Origin of the sequence: Hydrogenophaga sp., from assembly GCF_965657535.1 — a bacterium.
Lineage (GTDB): Bacteria > Pseudomonadota > Gammaproteobacteria > Burkholderiales > Burkholderiaceae_C > Hydrogenophaga.
Genome location: NZ_CBFHOP010000014.1, coordinates 29,948 through 47,405, shown reverse-complemented (window position 1 = coordinate 47,405; position 17,458 = coordinate 29,948). Strand labels below are relative to the sequence as shown.

Genomic DNA, 17,458 nt, shown 5'->3' with positions numbered 1-17,458 from the left:
TGCGAGGCCCCACCCCTATCAGGATGGCAGTCTCACTTCATCAGCGCTGTAGGTGGGCGGACCATGCCATCTCCGGGTTTGTAGAGGCCGGTTGGTTTAAGACAGGCCGCCACCGTGGAGGTCTGCACCAGCAGCCCTTATCCGGTCTTTTGCCAAGTAGATTTCTGCGAGCAAGGTGGCTGCGTCATTGCTGGTGTGCTTGCGCGTTCTGGAGCTCAGTCTTTCGAGCTGGTCAATAGGGAGGGCTGGCGATCCCCTCCATGCGATGCGTTGAACGACCGTGGTCAGCACGGTACCTTCGTCGGCCAAGGGTAGCCCATCAGGGGACCAAAGCAGCAGCATGCTGTTCTGAGCTGTCATTCGTCGCTCAAAGTCCAGCAGGTAGCGCACAGAGGGCGTTTCCCTGTCCCGATTTTGATAGGCGATGCGCAAACACAAGCCGCGCCTCCTCTGAGTCTTCTCCCTGTCGTTGAATCGCCATGCTGGTTGAAACTGGCCCAGAGGCTCAAGCGGCACCAGAAAGAAGTCGCCTACTTGTGGTCCCGGATACAAAGTGGTGATTTCCACCAGGTAGTTGCAACCTTCAATTTCGATGGTGTCACCTGAGGCCCCGAGCAGCGCACTGGCGATCAAGGACACATCGCCAAGAGTCGGCCGCTCTTCCTCGCTGTCTGGCATCTCGTTGGTAAGCGCCCGGCGAACCCCATCTTGAATGACTGAGTCGAACTGAGGAAGATCGTGTGCACGCAACAAGAACGTGTACACGATGCTCAAAGACCCTCAGACCCCGCGGTATGCGCAGCGGCGCACGCACCGCACTTACACCCCGCAATTCAAGGCCGCACTGGTGGCCATGTGCCACAAGCCCGGTGTATCGATCGCTGCGGTAGCCCAGCAGCACGGCATGAACGCCAACTTGCTGCATCGCTGGCGCAAGGAGTGGGCGCAGGGAGTGGGCGCAGGGACTGCACCGCCTCGAAGGTGGCGTCACCACTGCAGTCGCAACACCTCAGTCCCCGGCCTTCATCCCCATCGAGCTGAGCACCGCAGCGTCAACGACCGCCAGTGAGCAGCCCTGCGTTGCCTCCTCAACGCGAGCGGCCGACATCCGTATCGAATGCCAACGTCCCGGCATGTCAGTGACCGTGCACTGGCCCTTGTCTGGCGCAGCCGAATGCGTCCAGATGCTGCGCGAGTTGCTGCGGTGATCCGCATCGATGCTGCCTGGCTGGCCACCGCCCCGCTGGACATGCGCGCAGGCACCGACACCGCCCTGGCGCGGGTGATCGCCACGCACGAGCCTTCCTGGGTGACTGGCGCGGCAGCCTGATCTGCGACGATTACGCCGGGTACAAGGCCAGCTTCTCCCAAGGCGTGACAGAAGCTGGTTGCCTGGCTCACGCCAGACGCAAGTTCTTCGATCTGCACGCGGCCAACAAAAGCCAGATCGCCGAGTTTGCCCTGACGCAGTTCGCCCGGGTCTATGAGATCGAACGGGAAGTCCAGACGCTGGCGGCAACAGAGCGGCTGCAGGTGCGCCAGCAGCGCAGCCGGCCGATACTGGACGCCTTGCACGAGTGGATGGTGCTGCAACGCCAGCAGGTGGCGGGCAACTCGGCCACATCCAAGGCGCTGGACTACAGCCTCAAGCGCTGGATGGCGTTGACGCGCTTTGTCGATGACCCGCAATTGCCGGCTGATAACAACTGGATCGAAAATCGAATCAGACCGATTGCCCTTGGGCGCTCGAACTGGTTGTTTGCCGGTAGTCTGCGCGCAGGCCAGCGGGCCGCAGCCGTGATGAGTCTGATCCAGTCAGCGCGCATGAACGGACACGATCCGTACGCCTACCTCAAGAATGTGCTCACCCGGTTGCCCACGCAAAAGGCCAGCCGAATCTTGGAGCTGCTACCGCATCGCTGGCAGAGCGCCGATAACTGAGTGTCAACCACGACCGTTAATGGCGGTCAACGTGGGGTTTGCCACCCGTACATGAACGCCCCCTATGCCAGCCTCTCAATTCGTGAAAACGCGAAGGTGAAGATTGCTCCCGTACATTCGGACTGTGAGTGCAGCTTTTGGCTGCGGTCCCTGATGGGATCTGCTGGTTGACGCCTCAATCGCTTACACGCACTCAGGGTGCCTCGGTCATCGCGGGATTGGCCACCCACGGTCTTACCTGTCTTGCCATCACTTCATGCTCGCCTGAGCAATCGGTGGTATTTCTCCCTGAAGTTTTTGTTCGTCTATTGCGCAGCCAGCCTTCAATCAAGCGGCCTGCACCTGCTTGCTGTACGCCGTTTCATAGCATCGGTCATGGGCCAGCAAGGCCCAGACGATGCGGGCATTCTTGTTGGCCAGCGCGACCGCCGCAACATTCTTGTTGCGCCGTTGTACGACTGCGTTGATCCAGCTACACGAGTCTGCCTTCTGGCCCGCGCGATCAATGACGGAGCGCGCACCGAGTATCAGCAAGGTGCGCAGGTAACTATCGCCGCGTTTGCTGATGCCCAACAGGTTCGACTTACCTCCAGAAGAGTGTTGCCGGGGCACCAGGCCCAACCAAGCAGCCAGTTGGCGGCCGTCATCGAAGTTCTTCGCATCCCCGATGGACGCGACCAGCGCGCTCGCCGTGATGGGTCCGATGCCAGGCACATGAGCGAGCCGGCTGCTAGGCTCGCTGCTTCGATGCCATGCCTGGATTTGTGCTTCGAGCTCTTCAACCTGGCGTCCGAGTTCCTTGAGGTGGTCGAGCAGTCGCTGGATGAGCACGCGGAAGGAGCCGGGGAGCTCGTTGTCGGCGTCTTCGATCAGTTCCGGCACCCTTGAAGCGATGTAGCCAATACCTTGCGGAACGATGAGGCAAAACTCACCAAGAAGGCCGCGAATCTGATTGGCCTGCGCCGTGCGCGCCTTCACGAAGCCTTGGCGAACCCGGTGTAATGCCAGCACCGCCTGCTGCTCAATATTCTTGATCGGCACAAAGCGCATGTTCGGTCGACCGACAGCCTCGCAGATGGCCTCGGCGTCAGCTGCATCATTCTTGTTGGTCTTGACGTAGGGCTTGACGAACTGGGGAGCCATCAGGCGCACGGTGTGCCCCATTGCCTGAAGCTTGCGCGCCCAGTGATCCGCACTGCCGCAGGCCTCCATGCCGAGCAGACACGGCGGCAGGTTGACGAAGAACGTCGCCATCTGGTCTCGGCGCAGCTGCTTCTTCACAAGCACCTTCCCGCGCTCGTCGATTCCGTGGACCTGGAACACGTTCTTCGCCAGGTCGATGCCAACAGTCGTAAGCTTCATGGTGGACGCCCCTTCTCGGTTCAAGTGGTTGATCAACGTCTCCACTTTGGCACGTCGATGCCGTTATGGGTGGGGGCGTTCATCCCATTGCTTACGACCGAGCATCTACCAAGGCAGACAAGCTGCGCAAACGCCTGGGATGGCAGCCGGGTATCTTGAACGGTGGTGGCGGCAAACCCAAAGGCATGCACTGGAAGACCTACCAACGGCTAAAAGGCCATCACGATGCACTGGTGCAGGTCAGCTTGCATGACATCGGCCTCAAACTGGGGTTCTTGCACAGGTTGCTGGAGGGATAAATCTGTTTCGCAAAATGTGCTTCATGACTCCGCCGTGCGTGACTAGCACGCCAAGATGGCGGAACCGCGAACGCTCGCCAACGACTTAGACCGTCCCCAGCTTTTTATGCAGTTGGGACAACGGTTGGGACAATGAATAAATTTGAGCCTAGAAAGAAGAAAGGACTTAGCCCCTTCCGAAGCTAAGTCCTTGATTCATATGGTCGGCGTGGCGGGATTCGAACTCGCGACCCCTTGCACCCCATGCAAGTGCGCTACCAGGCTGCGCTACACGCCGTCAAGCCTCGAATTATAGCCGTCAAATCATGTATTTCAGGCCTGATGCAAAAGAAGCTCACGAATTTCTACCAACTCACGCCGCATGTCGCGCAACAAGGCGCCTGAGACAGGCCCACCAGCATGTATCGGCGAGTCGACCTGTTTTGGTGCGTCAGCTTGCAACGGCTCATCAAACTCAACCTCAACCTCAACGTTCATCACATCGATCGCCTCATCGCCATCATGGCGGCGCCTCTCGCGCTCAGCCTGAACCAGTTCTTGCAACTTGTTGCGGGCACCGCTGATCGTGAAGCCCTGGTCGTACAGCAGCTCGCGTATGCGACGGATCATGAGCACTTCGTGGTGCTGGTAGTAGCGGCGGTTTCCTCGACGCTTCATGGGGCGCAGCTGGGTAAACTCTTGCTCCCAATAGCGCAGTACGTGGGGCTTGACGCCGCACAACTCACCCACTTCACCGATGGTGAAGTATCGTTTGGCTGGAATGGGAGGGAGTGTTTTTTCCATGAAAATCAAGGCGGTACATACCGAAGCTTGAAATTTACTCTAAGACCGTATGGGGTGGTTGCGCAAACGCAAAAATTCTACACACATGTTTCCAGCGCGGTGGCTGAGCAGGGTGTGAAGGCGATCGAAACACGGTAGGCGCAAAAAAGCCCAGATGTCTTGCGACACCTGGGCTAGCGTGTAAAGCGCAGATGCACTGGTGGGTTTAGTCGCCGATGATCGCCGTTTGCACCTGTTCCTTGAGCTTAGGACTGGCGTGAAAAGTAACAACCCGGCGCGCCTGAATGGCCACCGGCTCACCGGTGCGAGGGTTGCGGCCGGGACGGGGCGCCTTCGTGCGGATCTGAAAATTGCCAAAGCCCGAAATTTTCACGTCGGTGCCTTCAACCAGACTGTCGGTGACCAGATCAAAAAAGGCGTCGATCATGTCTTTGGATTCGCGCTTATTGAGCCCGATCTGGTCAAACAGCAGCTCAGCGAGCTGGGCCTTGGTCAGGGCCGGCGTTTCTAGGCTCTCAACAGCGAGTTCCATAGGGTGTTTCTCCAAACTTGTCGTGTCAGCCGCGCAAACGTGCCGCAACGCGCTGAGCCAGTGAGTCGAGGACAGCCTTGAGCGCCGTTTCGATGTCATCTTCGGTCAGTGTAGCGTCGTCGCGGTTCAGCACGAGTCGCACAGCCAAGCTTTTTTCGTCGGTGGCCAAAGATGCCGCGGTGACTTCGGTTGATGCCTGTTTCTTGGGACGGTAAACGTCAAACAACACCACATCGCGCAACCAGGGAATTGCGGGCGCCCGGATGGCATCGACCACCTCAGCGTGGGTGACAGTTTCTTTGACGACAATGGCCAGATCGCGCTCTACCGCTTGGTGACGGCTGACGCCCTGGAAGACGGGCACCGGCCGTCCGAGCACGCCGTTCAGGTCCAGTTCAAACATGACAGGAGCATGCGACAGCTCGTAAGCCTGACGCCATTTGGGGTGCAGTTCGCCCACATGGCCCATGCAGTGCTCGCCAAGCCAAACGCTGGCCGAACGGCCAGGATGCATGGCCGGGTGCGCTGCCGCACGAAACGTGGGCTGTAGCGGCGCCAGCAAAGCCTGAACGTCGCCCTTGGCGTCAAAGAAATCTGCAGCACGCTCGGGTGAGCCCCATTGCAAGGCGTCCACGGGTCCAAAGCTCAGACCGGCTACGCGCATTGGCTGGTCGAAGCCGGCCACGCTGGTGTCGCTGTCCTGCACGGTCGGGTCTTTGCGGAACACCCTGCCCAGTTCAAATAGGCGCACACGGTCGGCTCGCCGGTCCAGGTTGAATTTGAGCACGGCCAACAGGCTGCCGAGCAAAGAGGAGCGCATCACGCTCATTTGGCTGGCGATGGGGTTCAGCAGCTTGATCGGGTTGGCGTTGCCGGCGAGCTCGCGCTCCCAGCGTTCTTCAACAAAGCTGAAGTTGATGGTCTCCTGGTACCCCAGCTGAGCCAACTGGCGGCGCACGGCAAATTGCCCGCGCTGCGCCTCGGGCCGGATCTTGGCCGTGATGGGTGCCTGCGGCGGTGTGTGGGGCAACTGTTCGTAACCGATGACGCGCGCGACCTCTTCGATCAGGTCCTCTTCAATCTGCAGATCAAACCGGTAGGCGGGCGGCGTCACCGTGATGGTGCCCTCGCCTTCATTGACATCCAGGCCGAGCCGCTTGAGCGCATCCGCACATTGGGACTGCGTCAGCGGCATGCCAATGACTTTGACGGCCCTTGCAACGCGCAGCGTCACAGGCGCTGCTTGGGGCACGTTGAGGGTTTGGTCGTCCAGTACAGCAGCCTGCCCGCCACAAATGTCCAGCACCAGTTGGGTGATGCGCTCGACGTGTTCAACCGTGCTGGCAGGATCCACACCGCGCTCAAACCGGTGACCCGCATCGGTGGAGAAGTTGAAACGGCGCGAACGTCCTGCAATGGCCTTGGGCCACCAGAAAGCCGCCTCAATGAAAATGTTCTGGGTGTCATCAGACACGGCGGTGGCATCGCCCCCCATGATGCCAGCCAGCGATTCAACCGATTGATCATCGGCGATCACGCCCACCTGTGGGTCCACGCTCACGGTTGTCCCGTTCAGCAGTTTGAGCTGTTCACCAACGCGCCCCCAGCGAACTTGCAGGCAGCCGTGGATCTTGTCGAGGTCGAAAATATGCGACGGGCGACCCAGCTCGAACATCACATAGTTGGATATGTCCACCAAGGGCGAGACGCTGCGCTGACCGCAACGGGCCAGGCGGTCCACCATCCAGGCGGGCGTGCTGGCGCGGGTGTTCACGCCACGCATAATGCGGCCTGTGAAGCGTCCGCACAGATCGGGGGCCTGCACATGCACCGGCAAGCGGTCATTGAGGCTAACGGGCACCGCAGGAAATACCGGCTCAACCAGCGGCGAACCGGTGAGTGCCGACACCTCGCGCGCAATGCCGTACACGCTCAGGCAATGCGCCAGATTGGGCGTGAGCTTGAGGGTGAAAAGCATGTCATCCAGCAGCAGTTGCGCCCGAATGTCGCGCCCAACCACCGCGTCAGGGGCCAGCTCCAGCAGGCCACCATGGTCGTCTGCCAACTGCAGTTCTTTGGACGAGCAGAGCATGCCCTGGCTTTCCACGCCGCGCAGCTTGCCCAGCTTGATCAGGAATGGTTTGCCGTCTTCCCCTGCTGGAAGCGCAGCGCCCACCATAGCGCATGGAACCAAGATACCCGCACGCGCATTGGGCGCGCCGCACACGATGCTGAGCGGCTGTGTCTGCCCCACATCGACCTGGCACACGCGCAGGCGGTCGGCGTTGGGGTGTTGCACCGCTTCCAGAATGCGGCCCACCACCACGCCGCTGAACGGCGGCGCGACAGGTTCGAGCTCCTCAACTTCCAGACCAGCCATGGTCAAGGTATCGGCCAGCTGCTGGCTGGTCAGGGGTGGATTGCAAAAGGCACGCAGCCAGGACTCGGGGAATTGCATGGAAAAGTCTCAACAAACTTGAACACAAGTAGGCACAGCAAGGCCTGCATCCAAAACACCGCAGGCCCGCTCAGACGGGCAACCGATGTGCACCCAACGGCGCCGGAGGCTATCTGAACTGGGACAGGAAACGGATGTCGCCGTCAAAAAACAGGCGCAAATCGTTCACGCCGTAACGCAGCATGGTCAGCCGGTCAGGGCCCATGCCAAAGGCGAAGCCGATGTAACGCTCAGGGTCAAGCCCCATGTTGCGCACCACGTTGGGGTGAACCTGTCCGGAACCCGCCACCTCCAGCCAGCGGCCAGCCAACGGGCCACTTTGGAACTGGATGTCGATCTCAGCGCTGGGCTCGGTGAACGGAAAGAAGCTAGGGCGAAAGCGCAGCACCAGATCATTCGACTCAAAAAAGGTGCGGCAAAAATCGGTGAAGACGTACTTCAAGTCCTTAAAGCTCACATTTTCACCAATCCACAATCCTTCGCACTGGTGAAACATGGGCGAGTGCGTCGCATCGCTGTCTACCCGGTAGGTGCGGCCGGGTGCAATCACACGGATCTCAGGCATGCCAACGCCACTTTCAATGTCAGCCCGGTAGCGTTTCACATGCTGCACGGCGTGCCGAATCTGCATCGGGCTGGTGTGGGTGCGCAGGAGGTTCGGCGCCTTTTCGCTGCCACCCTCGACGTAAAAGGTATCGTGCATGGAACGCGCCGGATGGTCCTCGGGCGTGTTCAATGCGGTGAAGTTGAACCAGTCGGACTCGATCTCTGGGCCCTCGGCCACCTCGAAGCCCATGGAGCCAAAAATGGCTTCGATGCGCTCCAGCGTCAGGCTGACAGGATGCAAGCCGCCCTGTCCGCGCTGGCGACCGGGCAGGGTCACATCCAACGCCTCAGCCTTCAACTGCACTTCGAGCTCAGCGTCAGCCAGCGCCTGTCGACGGGCTGTCAGCGCAGCTTCAATGGCCTGCTTGGCTTGGTTAATGGCCGCTCCGCGGCTTTTTTTCTCGTCTACAGACAAAGCCGCCATGCCCTTCATCAACTCGGTGATGCGGCCCGATTTGCCCAGAAACTGGGCTTTCGCGTTTTCCAGATCGGCCGGGGTGGCGGATTGCGCGAATCCTGCGCAAGCGCTGTCGACCAGTGCGTCCAACTCGTTCATGTGTGTGTTTCTGCGTTGCAAAACAAAAAAGGGGTTGAGCGCTGCGAGGGAAATCCCTCAAGCCTCAACCCCTTTGAGCGACTGGAGGACCCCGGCCACCTTTTCAGGCCATCGGGGTCTCCGTCGTGAATCAAGCGGCCAGCTTGGCTTTGACTTGCTCCACGATGCTGCCAAAGGCAGCCGGGTCGTTCACGGCCAGATCGGCCAGGACCTTGCGGTCGATTTCAATGCAGGCCTTCTTCAGGCCATTGGCGAACTGGCTGTACGTCAGGCCGCAAGCACGTGCACCGGCGTTGATACGCGCGATCCACAGCTGACGGAAGACGCGCTTCTTGTTGCGACGATCGCGGTAGGCGTATTGCCCCGCCTTCATCACCGCCTGTTTGGCGATACGGAAGACGTTACCGCGGCGACCGCGAAAACCTTTTGCAAGGGCGAGAACTTTTTTGTGGCGGGCGCGTGCCGTTACACCACGTTTGACGCGAGGCATGAGTGACTCCTTGTTCGTCGTTGATCAAATACCCATGCCGGGCAGCATCTGTGCCATGTGACCCATATTGGTCTCATGAACAGTCACGGCGCCGCGCAGGTGGCGTTTGGTCTTGGTGGACTTCTTGGTCAAAATGTGACGTTTGAAGGCTTGACCGCGTTTCACGGTACCACCGGGACGAACGCGAAATCGCTTTTTCGCGCTGCTCTTGGTCTTCATTTTGGGCATATGCATGCTCCTTTTTGATTCGTGCTCGTGAGGCGCTGCGAACCTTCCGCAGACTTGTTGGCCCCGAGCCACTTCTATGAAAAGCCTTGCGACTTTTCTTTCGGCCACCAGCCTTTCGGCTGTCGCCTCGGACCAACAGGAGACTACCCTGCCCGTCCAATCTGGATGCAGACCCGATAGTCTACGCACCTTTTCACAGGTGCAAACTACTCAGCGCTCTGCGCAGCAGGCTCCACCGCCTTAGGGGCTGCTTTCCTCCGTCCGGGCGCGATCATCATGATCATCTGGCGCCCTTCCAGCTTGGGAAACTGCTCCACCACGATAATGTCAGCCAGCTCGTCGCGGATACGGTTGAGCAAGGCCAGACCCAGCTCCTGGTGCGTGATCTCGCGGCCGCGAAAACGCAGCGTGATCTTGCACTTGTCGCCGTCATCAAGGAAGCGACGGATGTTGCGCATCTTGATGTTGTAGTCCCCGTCATCGGTGCCGGGGCGGAACTTGACTTCCTTGATCTCTATAACCGTTTGCTTGGCCTTGGCTTCCGCCGCCTTTTTCTGCTCTTGGTACTTAAACTTGCCGTAGTCCATCAGGCGACATACTGGAGGGATGGCCGTGGCAGCAATTTCCACCAGGTCCACGTCCAGCTCACCGGCCATGCGCAGCGCTTCTTGCAAACTGACAATGCCCAGCGGCTCGTTTTCTGGTCCGTTGAGGCGAACCTCTGGAGCCATGATTTCACGGTTCAGTCGGTGTGCGCGCTCTTCGCGTTGGCGGCGGTCACGAAAATTGGTAGCTATGGTACGTTCCTTTGTGTGGGCTGATTGAACAGGTAGAGCACCCCAGAGGGCGCCCCATTGCATGAGCGGTGTGCGCAGCGGCCTCGGGGGTCAACCGGGTGTTTGAATTCAAACTTTGGATGAGACGTCTGCCGCAATCAGCCTGGAAAAGTCTTCCAGCGGCATAACACCGAGGTCTTTGTTACCTCGCGCCCGCACAGCCACGGCGCCAGCTGCCTTTTCATTGTCGCCCACGACAACGATGTAAGGGAGCTTTTGCAACGCGTGCTCCCGTATTTTATACGTAATTTTCTCGTTGCGCAGATCGGTTATGACCCTAAGCCCTTGATTCTGCAGCGATTTGACGATTTCGCGACAGTAATCGGCTTGCGAATCCGTGATGTTGAGCACCGCCACCTGCACCGGCGCCAGCCAGACCGGCAAAGCGCCCGCGTGCTGCTCGATCAAAATGCCGATGAAACGCTCCAGACTGCCCACGATGGCTCGGTGCAGCATGACCGGACGGTGGCGCGCACCATCTTCGCCGACGTACTCTGCATCAAGGCGCTCAGGCATCGAAAAGTCCACCTGCATCGTGCCGCACTGCCATTGGCGACCAATGGCGTCTTTCAGCGTGTATTCGATCTTGGGGCCATAAAAAGCACCGTCACCGGGCGAGATTTCAAACTCGCAACCGGACGCCCGCAGGCTCTCCATCAGGGCATGCTCTGCCTTGTCCCAGCTTTCGTCACTGCCGATGCGGGCTTCGGGCCGGGTCGCCACCTTGTAGATGATGTTGCTGAAACCGAAGTCTGTGTAGACCTTTTGCAGTAGAGCGGTGTAGGCCACACACTCATCTAGGATCATGTCTTCGGTGCAGAAGATGTGACCATCATCCTGCGTGAAGGCCCGCACACGCATGATGCCGTGCAGGCCACCCGTGGGCTCGTTGCGGTGGCACTGACCAAACTCGCCGTAGCGCAAAGGCAGGTCGCGGTAGCTCTTGATGCCCTGCTTGAAGATGAGGATGTGCCCAGGGCAGTTCATCGGCTTGAGCGCATAGTCACGCTTCTCGCTCTCTGTCGTGAACATGTTGTCGCGGTACTTGTCCCAATGGCCGGTTTTCTCCCACAGGCCCTTGTCCAGAATCTGCGGGCCCTTGACTTCCTGGTAACCGTTGTCGCGGTAGACGCGGCGCATGTACTGCTCCACCTCTTGCCACAGCGTCCAGCCCTTGGGGTGCCAGAAGACCGTACCGGGCGAGTGTTCGTCGATGTGGAACAGATCCAGCTCACGGCCCAGCTTGCGGTGGTCGCGTTTTTCAGCTTCCTCGATCATGGTCAGGTACTGCTGCAGGTCGTCCTTGCTAGCCCAGGCGGTGCCGTAAATACGTTGCAGCATCTCGTTGCGGTGATCGCCGCGCCAGTAGGCGCCGGCCACCTTCATGAGTTTGAAGTGCTTGAGCTTGCCGGTACTCGGCACGTGTGGGCCACGGCACAGGTCTTCAAAACCGCCCTCCCGGTACAGCGACACATCCTCATTGCTCGGAATGCTGGCAATGATTTCCGCTTTGTAGTGCTCGCCCTGCTCTTTGAAATACGCAACAGCTTCGTCACGCGGCAGCACACGGCGCACCACCGGCTCGTCCTTGCCGGCCAGTTCGGTCATCTTTTTTTCAATGGCGGCCAGGTCGTCGGGCGTGAAGGGGCGCTTGTAGGAAAAGTCGTAGAAAAACCCGTTTTCGATCACCGGGCCGATGGTCACCTGCGCATCGGGAAACAGCGCCTTCACCGCATAGGCCAGCAAGTGCGCGGCGGAGTGGCGAATCACCCCCAGGCCGTCGGCATCTTTGGCAGTGACGATGGCCAGCAGGCTGTCTTCGGTGATCTTGTGGCTGGTGTCGACCACCTTGTCTCCGATCTTGCCAGCCAGCGCTGCTTTGGCCAGACCGGCACCAATGGAGGCGGCGACCTCAGCCACCGTGACCGGGCCGGGAAATTCGCGTTGGGAACCGTCGGGGAGCGTGATGTGAAGCATGGGGGATCCAGAAACAAAAAAGCGCGGCATGGGGCCGCGCTAGATGGAGTTAAGAGGGGAATCGGGCAGGCGCGAACTGCGGGCCTCAAGCGACCAGGAAAGAATGCCTTGTAGTTCGCGGTGTCATAACCAGATTGCCTTTCTCGCTCTTGGTCTACTTTAAAAGCATCATTTTCTCACAAAAAACCCCCGGGGCTTGCCAGGACCTACTGTCCCAACACGCCCAGCAGCTTGCCGGCGGTGGTGAACATGACGACGGTGTGCCCTTGCAGCACTGGCTGATGTGCAATGTTCTGGACCATGGTGGTCTTGCCCACAACCAGAGGTGGCCCACCTGGATAGCGTTGCTGGCGCTGTGCAGGAACTGCAGCGTCATCAGCCCGCTAACGCTGGTTTGGTCAATCTGCTTGTGGCAGCTCTAATCGCAATCAACCAAGGGTTTGAAGCGCCCGATGCGCGCACTGTGCAGCCGGCACCCCACGGAGCGGCGACCTCCCTCCTGCTCCTACCAGTCCAGCAACGTGCCCACCCTGGGCTCTATGCAGCGTATATCCCAGTGGGACAGCACCCCATGCTGTTGCAGCGCCTAGGCGCGGAGTTTGAGTGTGGCCGAATCAGTTGTTGGCATCGTCACTCCCCTGCGTGAGGCGGTCATAGCCGTCTAGGCTGTGGGGGCGCACGACGATGTCGCTCGCGCGCACTTGCGCAGGAAAGAAGTCCAAATGACACCAAGAGCGGTGCACCCGTTCGTGGATGCCTTGGTGGAGTGCGCCGCAGTGCGGACAAGTCATGTGCCGATCAGTGGAAATCACATCAAAGTCGATGCGTCGCTTGGCGCTGCTGAGCTCGGCGCGCTCCACGCGCCAGGGGGCTTGCGGCCCAAAGGTTGCGGTGAACAGATCTTCGGTACTCGGGCTCATGGAGGTCTTGGGTTGGCTGTTGCTGGAAGTCGAAAAGACGCCAGTATCCACCGACATCACCCACTCACAACGCACCATGCACCAGTGCTGAAGGTCAAGTTCCATGCAATTCGGCATTGAGACATCCAAGAACCCCAACATACCCAGTTCTGTCTGTTCAAGTTCCACTCAAAACGCCATAGAACCCTACATAACTTGACTACGTGGGGAGTCCCAATAAAAATCATCTTGACACCCACCATTCCGAAAATTCAATCCCCACGCGGTTCGACAATACGCCGAATTTACCAGCAGCGCCTCCCGTCAGTTCCATTCACTGGCAAGGAAACGCCCAACTGGTTGATGCTCAACGTTCCACACGCATCCGTAGCTTGGCCCCCAACAGGCACTGCTCTCAGGAGATAGGTTTGATTGGTTAAAGCAATGCTGAGGTTGTACCGCGCAGCCCCACTGCGCGGACTGGTGGTGGCAGGGAGAGCAAAAGCCACTGGTACAGGAGCCCGCGTCTGATCATATCGATTATGCAGAGTAAAAAATCGCTCTGCAATTTGCGCATATTCCATCATGTCAGCCTGCGCATCTGCGCGAGCAGTCCTACGGACATATTCTTGGTACGATGGAAAGGCGATCCCAGTGAGAACACCTATGATCGCAACCGTGATCATGACTTCTATGAGTGTGAAACCAGACTGCTGGTGTTGCCGCACGGCAATCTCCTCTATATTGTTAATGCTAATTTAAACATTTTACGTCCATCTCTCCACTCAGCGGATCTGTCGCCACGACTGCCTACCGACTGGACCTGAATTATTTGAGCTTGTGCCAACTCGACGCCCATCTCCAGAATACAAATTATCGACATTCGAATCCTGAGAAGAGATGGTCGTTGGCGCCTCTCCGTTGGTACCACCGATACCACTTACATCATTCCCATTGACCTTATCGTCAGAATCAAATGTGCCATCTCCGGAAAGATCGAAAACAGGATCGATAAAGCGCCCCCCTCTGAGCAAGTCGATATCCATGACAAAGCCGCGGCGACCAGACCCACAAGGGTCGCTGTCGGGAATGAGACTGGTAAAGCGGACGCGCTCTTGCAAAGACCCCGATGGAAATGTAGGCTGACTGATAACACGCTCACCCGGCTCAAGCAAATCGACCGCCCACCCCTTGCTACCCGCCGCAGGCACATTCCTTGTCAGGAACCGCAAACTCCCAGCGGGGTATGTCACCGTATTAATGACTGCACTGTCGGCATTGCTCGACAGCACTTGAACCAACAAACTGCCTCGCAGGATGTTACTGACAGGCGCGCTTGCCCCATCGAAAACCCCATACATCGTCTGCACCTGCGGAGCTGTAGGGCTGTCATCACCTTCCCTAAAAAAGCTACCCGTACCGAACAGTAAAACCACTTCCGAACTAGAACCAGGCTTTAGCGCTATCTTCGGGGCCGCAGTGATGGATTGGCTGCGTGCAGGCGACGAAGTGTCAACGGCCTGGAAAAGCCGTGTGACGGCTGGCTGCGCCGAGCGCAGATTCACACGCCAAAGATTGCCATACAGGTCACCAGCATAAACATTCGCCAAAGACAAATCATTGGCAGGCCAATCAGTGGCCTCTACTGGAGAAAGGCCATTGGGTTTGTTCACACTGCCTTGGCTCGCACCGTCCGCCCCGACCAATTTAATGTTATGAATGATACTGCCGTCACTCAGATCAACCACAAACAGCTGCGGCTGGTGCGATGCGCTGTTGTACCCATTACCAAACACAGCAGCCCATCGCCCATCTTTCAATCGCACGATACTTGGTTTCGTGACTCCCTGCCCAAGCTCGGAATGGGCAAACTCCCACAGGACATTTCCAGCTCCGAAGCTGCCAGGATTGGTGACGTCAAGAGCAAATACGGTGCGACCGCCGGCGCCCATCGTGCCAACAACAACAGAGCGCCACTTGCCGGAAATATAAGCATCGCCCAACGCCGCAGAACCATCCACAAAGAAACGGTGGGTGTAGTCAGGGCGCATCAACTCGTTGACTCGGGCATGAGCTGCCGAACCTGGTGGCGACAATAGCTCGCTGGGCATGTAGGCAAATAGCTCATCCCCCGTGTCCGATCTGATCCCGTGGAACATCCCACCATTGGATCCAAACAGCAACACTTCTGGACGGCTACGGTAAGTCGCAGAGCTGCGAAATGTCTTGTAAGCAGATCCTTGAGGCTCGGGGAGAGCACTGTAGCCGTAGTCGCGATTAGATAGATACTGCGGGCTCGAGCCGATAATATCCCCCATTCGGCGGACCACACCACCGAAAGTGCGTGAGCGCAACCCAACGTGCTCCTGTCCCCTCAACCAAGCAATTCTGTCCGCGCCGGTTGCAGTGGTGGCAGATGCACCTGGTGGATTCACTTCCAACGACGCCTTCTGTGCGGTACTCAACGCTGAGAATGTCAGCGTTACGGGCGAGCCAGGCGTCGTGCTGGTAAATATTTTGCGCGTGTCTGGATTTTTTTGATTAAGAAGTTCTTCGGCATTCCAGACAACTGCACCTGGACGACCATCAGTCAAAAGTTTACGCGCTATCAACGTTCCTGACCAGTCGGCACTTCGAAAAGATGCATTGAATAACAGAGAGGCGGTCTGAAGCACCGCAGAGCTTGTGGCAGCTGATCCACCGGATGCCTCCACCCTCGCTCGAATTGAATCCAAGACCCTACGAAAACTTGTACCCAACTCTGAGGGAATTTCTACGCTCAGCATATCGGCACGGCTGTTCAGCGTCGCGTGCCAAAGATCATCTATTTGCTGAGGACTACGGAACTGATCCGGGTTAGGCCAGGTAGGTGGGTTGGCAAATGGGTCAGCAGTGGAGTCTTTGTTGACACCAAAAATATTGCCAGGTGCACCCAAAGAAATCGCGTACAAATTGAGGTGCAGATTGGGGTTGCAGTCCACCCTAAGTGAGGCCGTACCCAGCGCACATTCAGGTGGAACGGGTACCTTACCAGCCGGCAGGGTAGGCCTGGGGTTGTCGATGTACAGCGCTGCGGCTATGTCGGCTATTGTATCCGAGTGAATGTCTGCCAAAGGTGCGGGCAAAACGCCATCTCGATTGCCAACCCCGGAGCTGGTGGATGGGTTGGCAAAACCATCTGTGATCAAAACGCCAAAATTTTTCTGACACTCCAACCTGATCGGAGCGTTGGCGTCGGTCCTAGCGAGCTGGGAGCGCATAGCGTTCACTGCCTCTCGGTTGGGCGTACCACCTACTCCGATGCTGGTAAAGGCTTGGTCAAAGAATGCCTTCCTGTCAGCGGGCAGCAGCAAGTCACGCATGCTCAAGGCGGAGGCAGGCGATGGAATAGCATTGATCCGGTACAGGCCCGCCCTGAAATCGGTGATGGATTCAAATCCAACTGCGATGGCGTTACGAGCGGCCGCATGCCGTTTTCGATAGTAAGTAAACCAGTTTGCAAAGTTTTGAATTGCAAGCGCGTAGTTAGCCGCCGCAGTGCGCCCACAAGCCGCAGAAAAATTGCCCTCTTTGATTTCGTATCCATACATCACCGTAGTTCCGTCTGGGCCGCTTCCATTTTTCTTGACTGATGTCGCATTAAACCCAAAGCACGCCGGTAAATTAGTGGTGCTTCGGAGGTAAAAATGTGCTGGGTAGTAGGAAATCGCACGGCGGTTGGCTTCGTTGTTTGTGTTGCTGGCCACATATGCTGCGGTACCCCAATTACCACCTTCTGGAGCATTGCGAACCCCTGCTGGAACAGTCATACCATCAAACAGCCTGAAAACGTGATTTGCAGCGTTATTTTCTATCTGTGCCGTCAGATCTATCGTGACGGGCGTGCCCGTAACGGGCATGGTGGGGTCGGTGCGTGCCGCTTTTGGAGGGGAGTTGCCAAAACTGTAACTACCCAAGCTTGGCCAGGGCGTGTACTGCACAGCAGGATTGAAATAGGATAGGTTGTAGTCAGAAGATCTCACGTACGCGTACGCTGGCAAGGGTGGCACCGCAAAATGGTCATTGGCGGCATCGGAATAAGCCCTCCTACCTTCTGTATTGCCTCCACCCCCGACTGGAAAAACGTAGATATATTTCCTCCAATCGCCACCTGCACTACCGGCCTCGTTGAAGTTATTTGCTCCTGCCGTTGGCACATCAAAGCGTCCACGGCCGGCAAAAGATCCGTCTGCTGTATTCCACCAAGCGGCACCGTCATTGGTCGGCAACAAGATCTCCGCATCCATTGATCCAGAATCGTCAAGCGCGATCAGTATAGAAGGCGTGACGGCTTTACTGAGAAACAAAGGGGACTGAGCGATTCCGACCTGTGCTGTCGATGCGGTGACCATGCTAAACGCCGCAGTCAGCCCCAACAGGACGCGGCCAGACTTAGTGGTCATTGCCCCAAATAGATTCTTATTTTTCATATTCAAACTCCTGTATCGTTCA

Annotated in this window: 15 protein-coding genes, 1 tRNA gene and 1 pseudogene; 3 read left to right on the top strand and 14 right to left on the bottom strand. The window is 58.0% G+C overall.

What is annotated here, in order from left to right:
* Positions 1–96 precede the first annotated feature (96 nt).
* On the bottom strand, positions 97–774 hold the full coding sequence (locus ACTG4K_RS18365; RefSeq protein ID WP_439115669.1) for a hypothetical protein: 678 nt from the start codon (positions 772–774) through the stop codon (positions 97–99).
* Here ACTG4K_RS18365 and ACTG4K_RS18360 point away from each other — a divergent pair.
* The 3 genes and pseudogenes from ACTG4K_RS18360 to tnpC all read left to right on the top strand — a co-directional run.
* A complete protein-coding gene (locus ACTG4K_RS18360; protein ID WP_439115668.1) occupies positions 767–1,069 on the top strand; it encodes a transposase in 303 nt (100 codons plus the stop codon). The genes ACTG4K_RS18365 and ACTG4K_RS18360 overlap by 8 nt on opposite strands.
* Before the next feature lie 105 nt (positions 1,070–1,174).
* Positions 1,175–1,330: a hypothetical protein gene (locus ACTG4K_RS18355; RefSeq protein ID WP_439115667.1), complete on the top strand. Its 156-nt coding sequence runs from the start codon at positions 1,175–1,177 to the stop codon at positions 1,328–1,330.
* Positions 1,273–1,941: pseudogene (gene tnpC / locus ACTG4K_RS18350) on the top strand (IS66 family transposase); the annotation flags it as partial. The gene ACTG4K_RS18355 and the pseudogene tnpC, both read left to right, overlap by 58 nt.
* Before the next feature lie 327 nt (positions 1,942–2,268).
* On the opposite strand, the gene ACTG4K_RS18345 reads toward tnpC, so the two are convergent.
* The 13 genes from ACTG4K_RS18345 to ACTG4K_RS18285 form a co-directional block, all read right to left on the bottom strand.
* Complete coding sequence (locus ACTG4K_RS18345; protein WP_439115666.1) at positions 2,269–3,303, bottom strand: IS110 family transposase; 1,035 nt, start codon at positions 3,301–3,303, stop codon at positions 2,269–2,271.
* 499 nt (positions 3,304–3,802) lie between these two features.
* Positions 3,803–3,879: transfer RNA gene (locus ACTG4K_RS18340), tRNA-Pro, on the bottom strand.
* 35 nt (positions 3,880–3,914) lie between these two features.
* The gene (locus ACTG4K_RS18335; RefSeq protein WP_439115665.1) at positions 3,915–4,385 is read right to left on the bottom strand and encodes a MerR family transcriptional regulator; all 471 of its coding nucleotides are present in this window, start codon (positions 4,383–4,385) and stop codon (positions 3,915–3,917) included.
* Positions 4,386–4,590: 205 nt separating this feature from the next.
* Positions 4,591–4,917, bottom strand: coding sequence for an integration host factor subunit alpha (locus ACTG4K_RS18330; RefSeq protein WP_322306576.1), 327 nt, complete (start codon positions 4,915–4,917; stop codon positions 4,591–4,593).
* Positions 4,918–4,942: 25 nt separating this feature from the next.
* The gene (gene pheT / locus ACTG4K_RS18325) at positions 4,943–7,375 is read right to left on the bottom strand and encodes a phenylalanine--tRNA ligase subunit beta (protein WP_439115664.1); all 2,433 of its coding nucleotides are present in this window, start codon (positions 7,373–7,375) and stop codon (positions 4,943–4,945) included.
* Between the two features lie 109 nt (positions 7,376–7,484).
* On the bottom strand, positions 7,485–8,537 hold the full coding sequence (gene pheS / locus ACTG4K_RS18320; protein WP_439115663.1) for a phenylalanine--tRNA ligase subunit alpha: 1,053 nt from the start codon (positions 8,535–8,537) through the stop codon (positions 7,485–7,487).
* Positions 8,538–8,667: 130 nt separating this feature from the next.
* Positions 8,668–9,027 (bottom strand): 50S ribosomal protein L20, encoded by a 360-nt coding sequence (gene rplT, locus ACTG4K_RS18315; protein ID WP_304822893.1) that lies wholly within the window; start codon positions 9,025–9,027, stop codon positions 8,668–8,670.
* Between the two features lie 24 nt (positions 9,028–9,051).
* A complete protein-coding gene (gene rpmI / locus ACTG4K_RS18310; RefSeq protein WP_069048846.1) occupies positions 9,052–9,255 on the bottom strand; it encodes a 50S ribosomal protein L35 in 204 nt (67 codons plus the stop codon).
* Positions 9,256–9,461: 206 nt separating this feature from the next.
* Positions 9,462–10,115 carry a translation initiation factor IF-3 gene (gene infC / locus ACTG4K_RS18305; protein ID WP_439115662.1) on the bottom strand — a complete coding sequence of 218 codons (654 nt, stop codon included), beginning with the start codon at positions 10,113–10,115 and terminating at the stop codon, positions 9,462–9,464.
* A 45-nt stretch (positions 10,116–10,160) separates the two neighbouring features.
* On the bottom strand, positions 10,161–12,068 hold the full coding sequence (gene thrS / locus ACTG4K_RS18300; protein WP_439115661.1) for a threonine--tRNA ligase: 1,908 nt from the start codon (positions 12,066–12,068) through the stop codon (positions 10,161–10,163).
* 614 nt (positions 12,069–12,682) lie between these two features.
* Positions 12,683–12,988, bottom strand: a complete 306-nt coding sequence (locus tag ACTG4K_RS18295) for a hypothetical protein (protein WP_439115660.1) — start codon at positions 12,986–12,988, stop codon at positions 12,683–12,685.
* Between the two features lie 284 nt (positions 12,989–13,272).
* Entirely contained in the window at positions 13,273–13,695 is a 423-nt protein-coding gene (locus ACTG4K_RS18290) for a type IV pilin protein (protein ID WP_439115659.1), read from the bottom strand.
* Positions 13,696–13,752: 57 nt separating this feature from the next.
* Positions 13,753–17,436 carry a pilus assembly protein gene (locus ACTG4K_RS18285; RefSeq protein WP_439115658.1) on the bottom strand — a complete coding sequence of 1,228 codons (3,684 nt, stop codon included), beginning with the start codon at positions 17,434–17,436 and terminating at the stop codon, positions 13,753–13,755.
* Between the last annotated feature and the right edge of the window lie 22 nt (positions 17,437–17,458).

Bases quoted from the DNA above. Each gene is read 5' to 3' on its own strand.
- ACTG4K_RS18295 (WP_439115660.1), bottom strand. From the start codon at position 12,988: ATGAGCCCGAGTACCGAAGATCTGTTCACCGCAACCTTTGGGCCGCAA.
- rpmI (WP_069048846.1), bottom strand. From the start codon at position 9,255: ATGCCCAAAATGAAGACCAAGAGCAGCGCGAAAAAGCGATTTCGCGTT.
- ACTG4K_RS18360 (WP_439115668.1), top strand. From the start codon at position 767: ATGCTCAAAGACCCTCAGACCCCGCGGTATGCGCAGCGGCGCACGCAC.
- thrS (WP_439115661.1), bottom strand. From the start codon at position 12,068: ATGCTTCACATCACGCTCCCCGACGGTTCCCAACGCGAATTTCCCGGC.
- ACTG4K_RS18345 (WP_439115666.1), bottom strand. From the start codon at position 3,303: ATGAAGCTTACGACTGTTGGCATCGACCTGGCGAAGAACGTGTTCCAG.
- rplT (WP_304822893.1), bottom strand. From the start codon at position 9,027: ATGCCTCGCGTCAAACGTGGTGTAACGGCACGCGCCCGCCACAAAAAA.
- pheS (WP_439115663.1), bottom strand. From the start codon at position 8,537: ATGAACGAGTTGGACGCACTGGTCGACAGCGCTTGCGCAGGATTCGCG.
- pheT (WP_439115664.1), bottom strand. From the start codon at position 7,375: ATGCAATTCCCCGAGTCCTGGCTGCGTGCCTTTTGCAATCCACCCCTG.
- infC (WP_439115662.1), bottom strand. From the start codon at position 10,115: ATGCAATGGGGCGCCCTCTGGGGTGCTCTACCTGTTCAATCAGCCCAC.
- ACTG4K_RS18285 (WP_439115658.1), bottom strand. From the start codon at position 17,436: ATGAAAAATAAGAATCTATTTGGGGCAATGACCACTAAGTCTGGCCGC.
- ACTG4K_RS18335 (WP_439115665.1), bottom strand. From the start codon at position 4,385: ATGGAAAAAACACTCCCTCCCATTCCAGCCAAACGATACTTCACCATC.
- ACTG4K_RS18330 (WP_322306576.1), bottom strand. From the start codon at position 4,917: ATGGAACTCGCTGTTGAGAGCCTAGAAACGCCGGCCCTGACCAAGGCC.
- ACTG4K_RS18355 (WP_439115667.1), top strand. From the start codon at position 1,175: ATGCGTCCAGATGCTGCGCGAGTTGCTGCGGTGATCCGCATCGATGCT.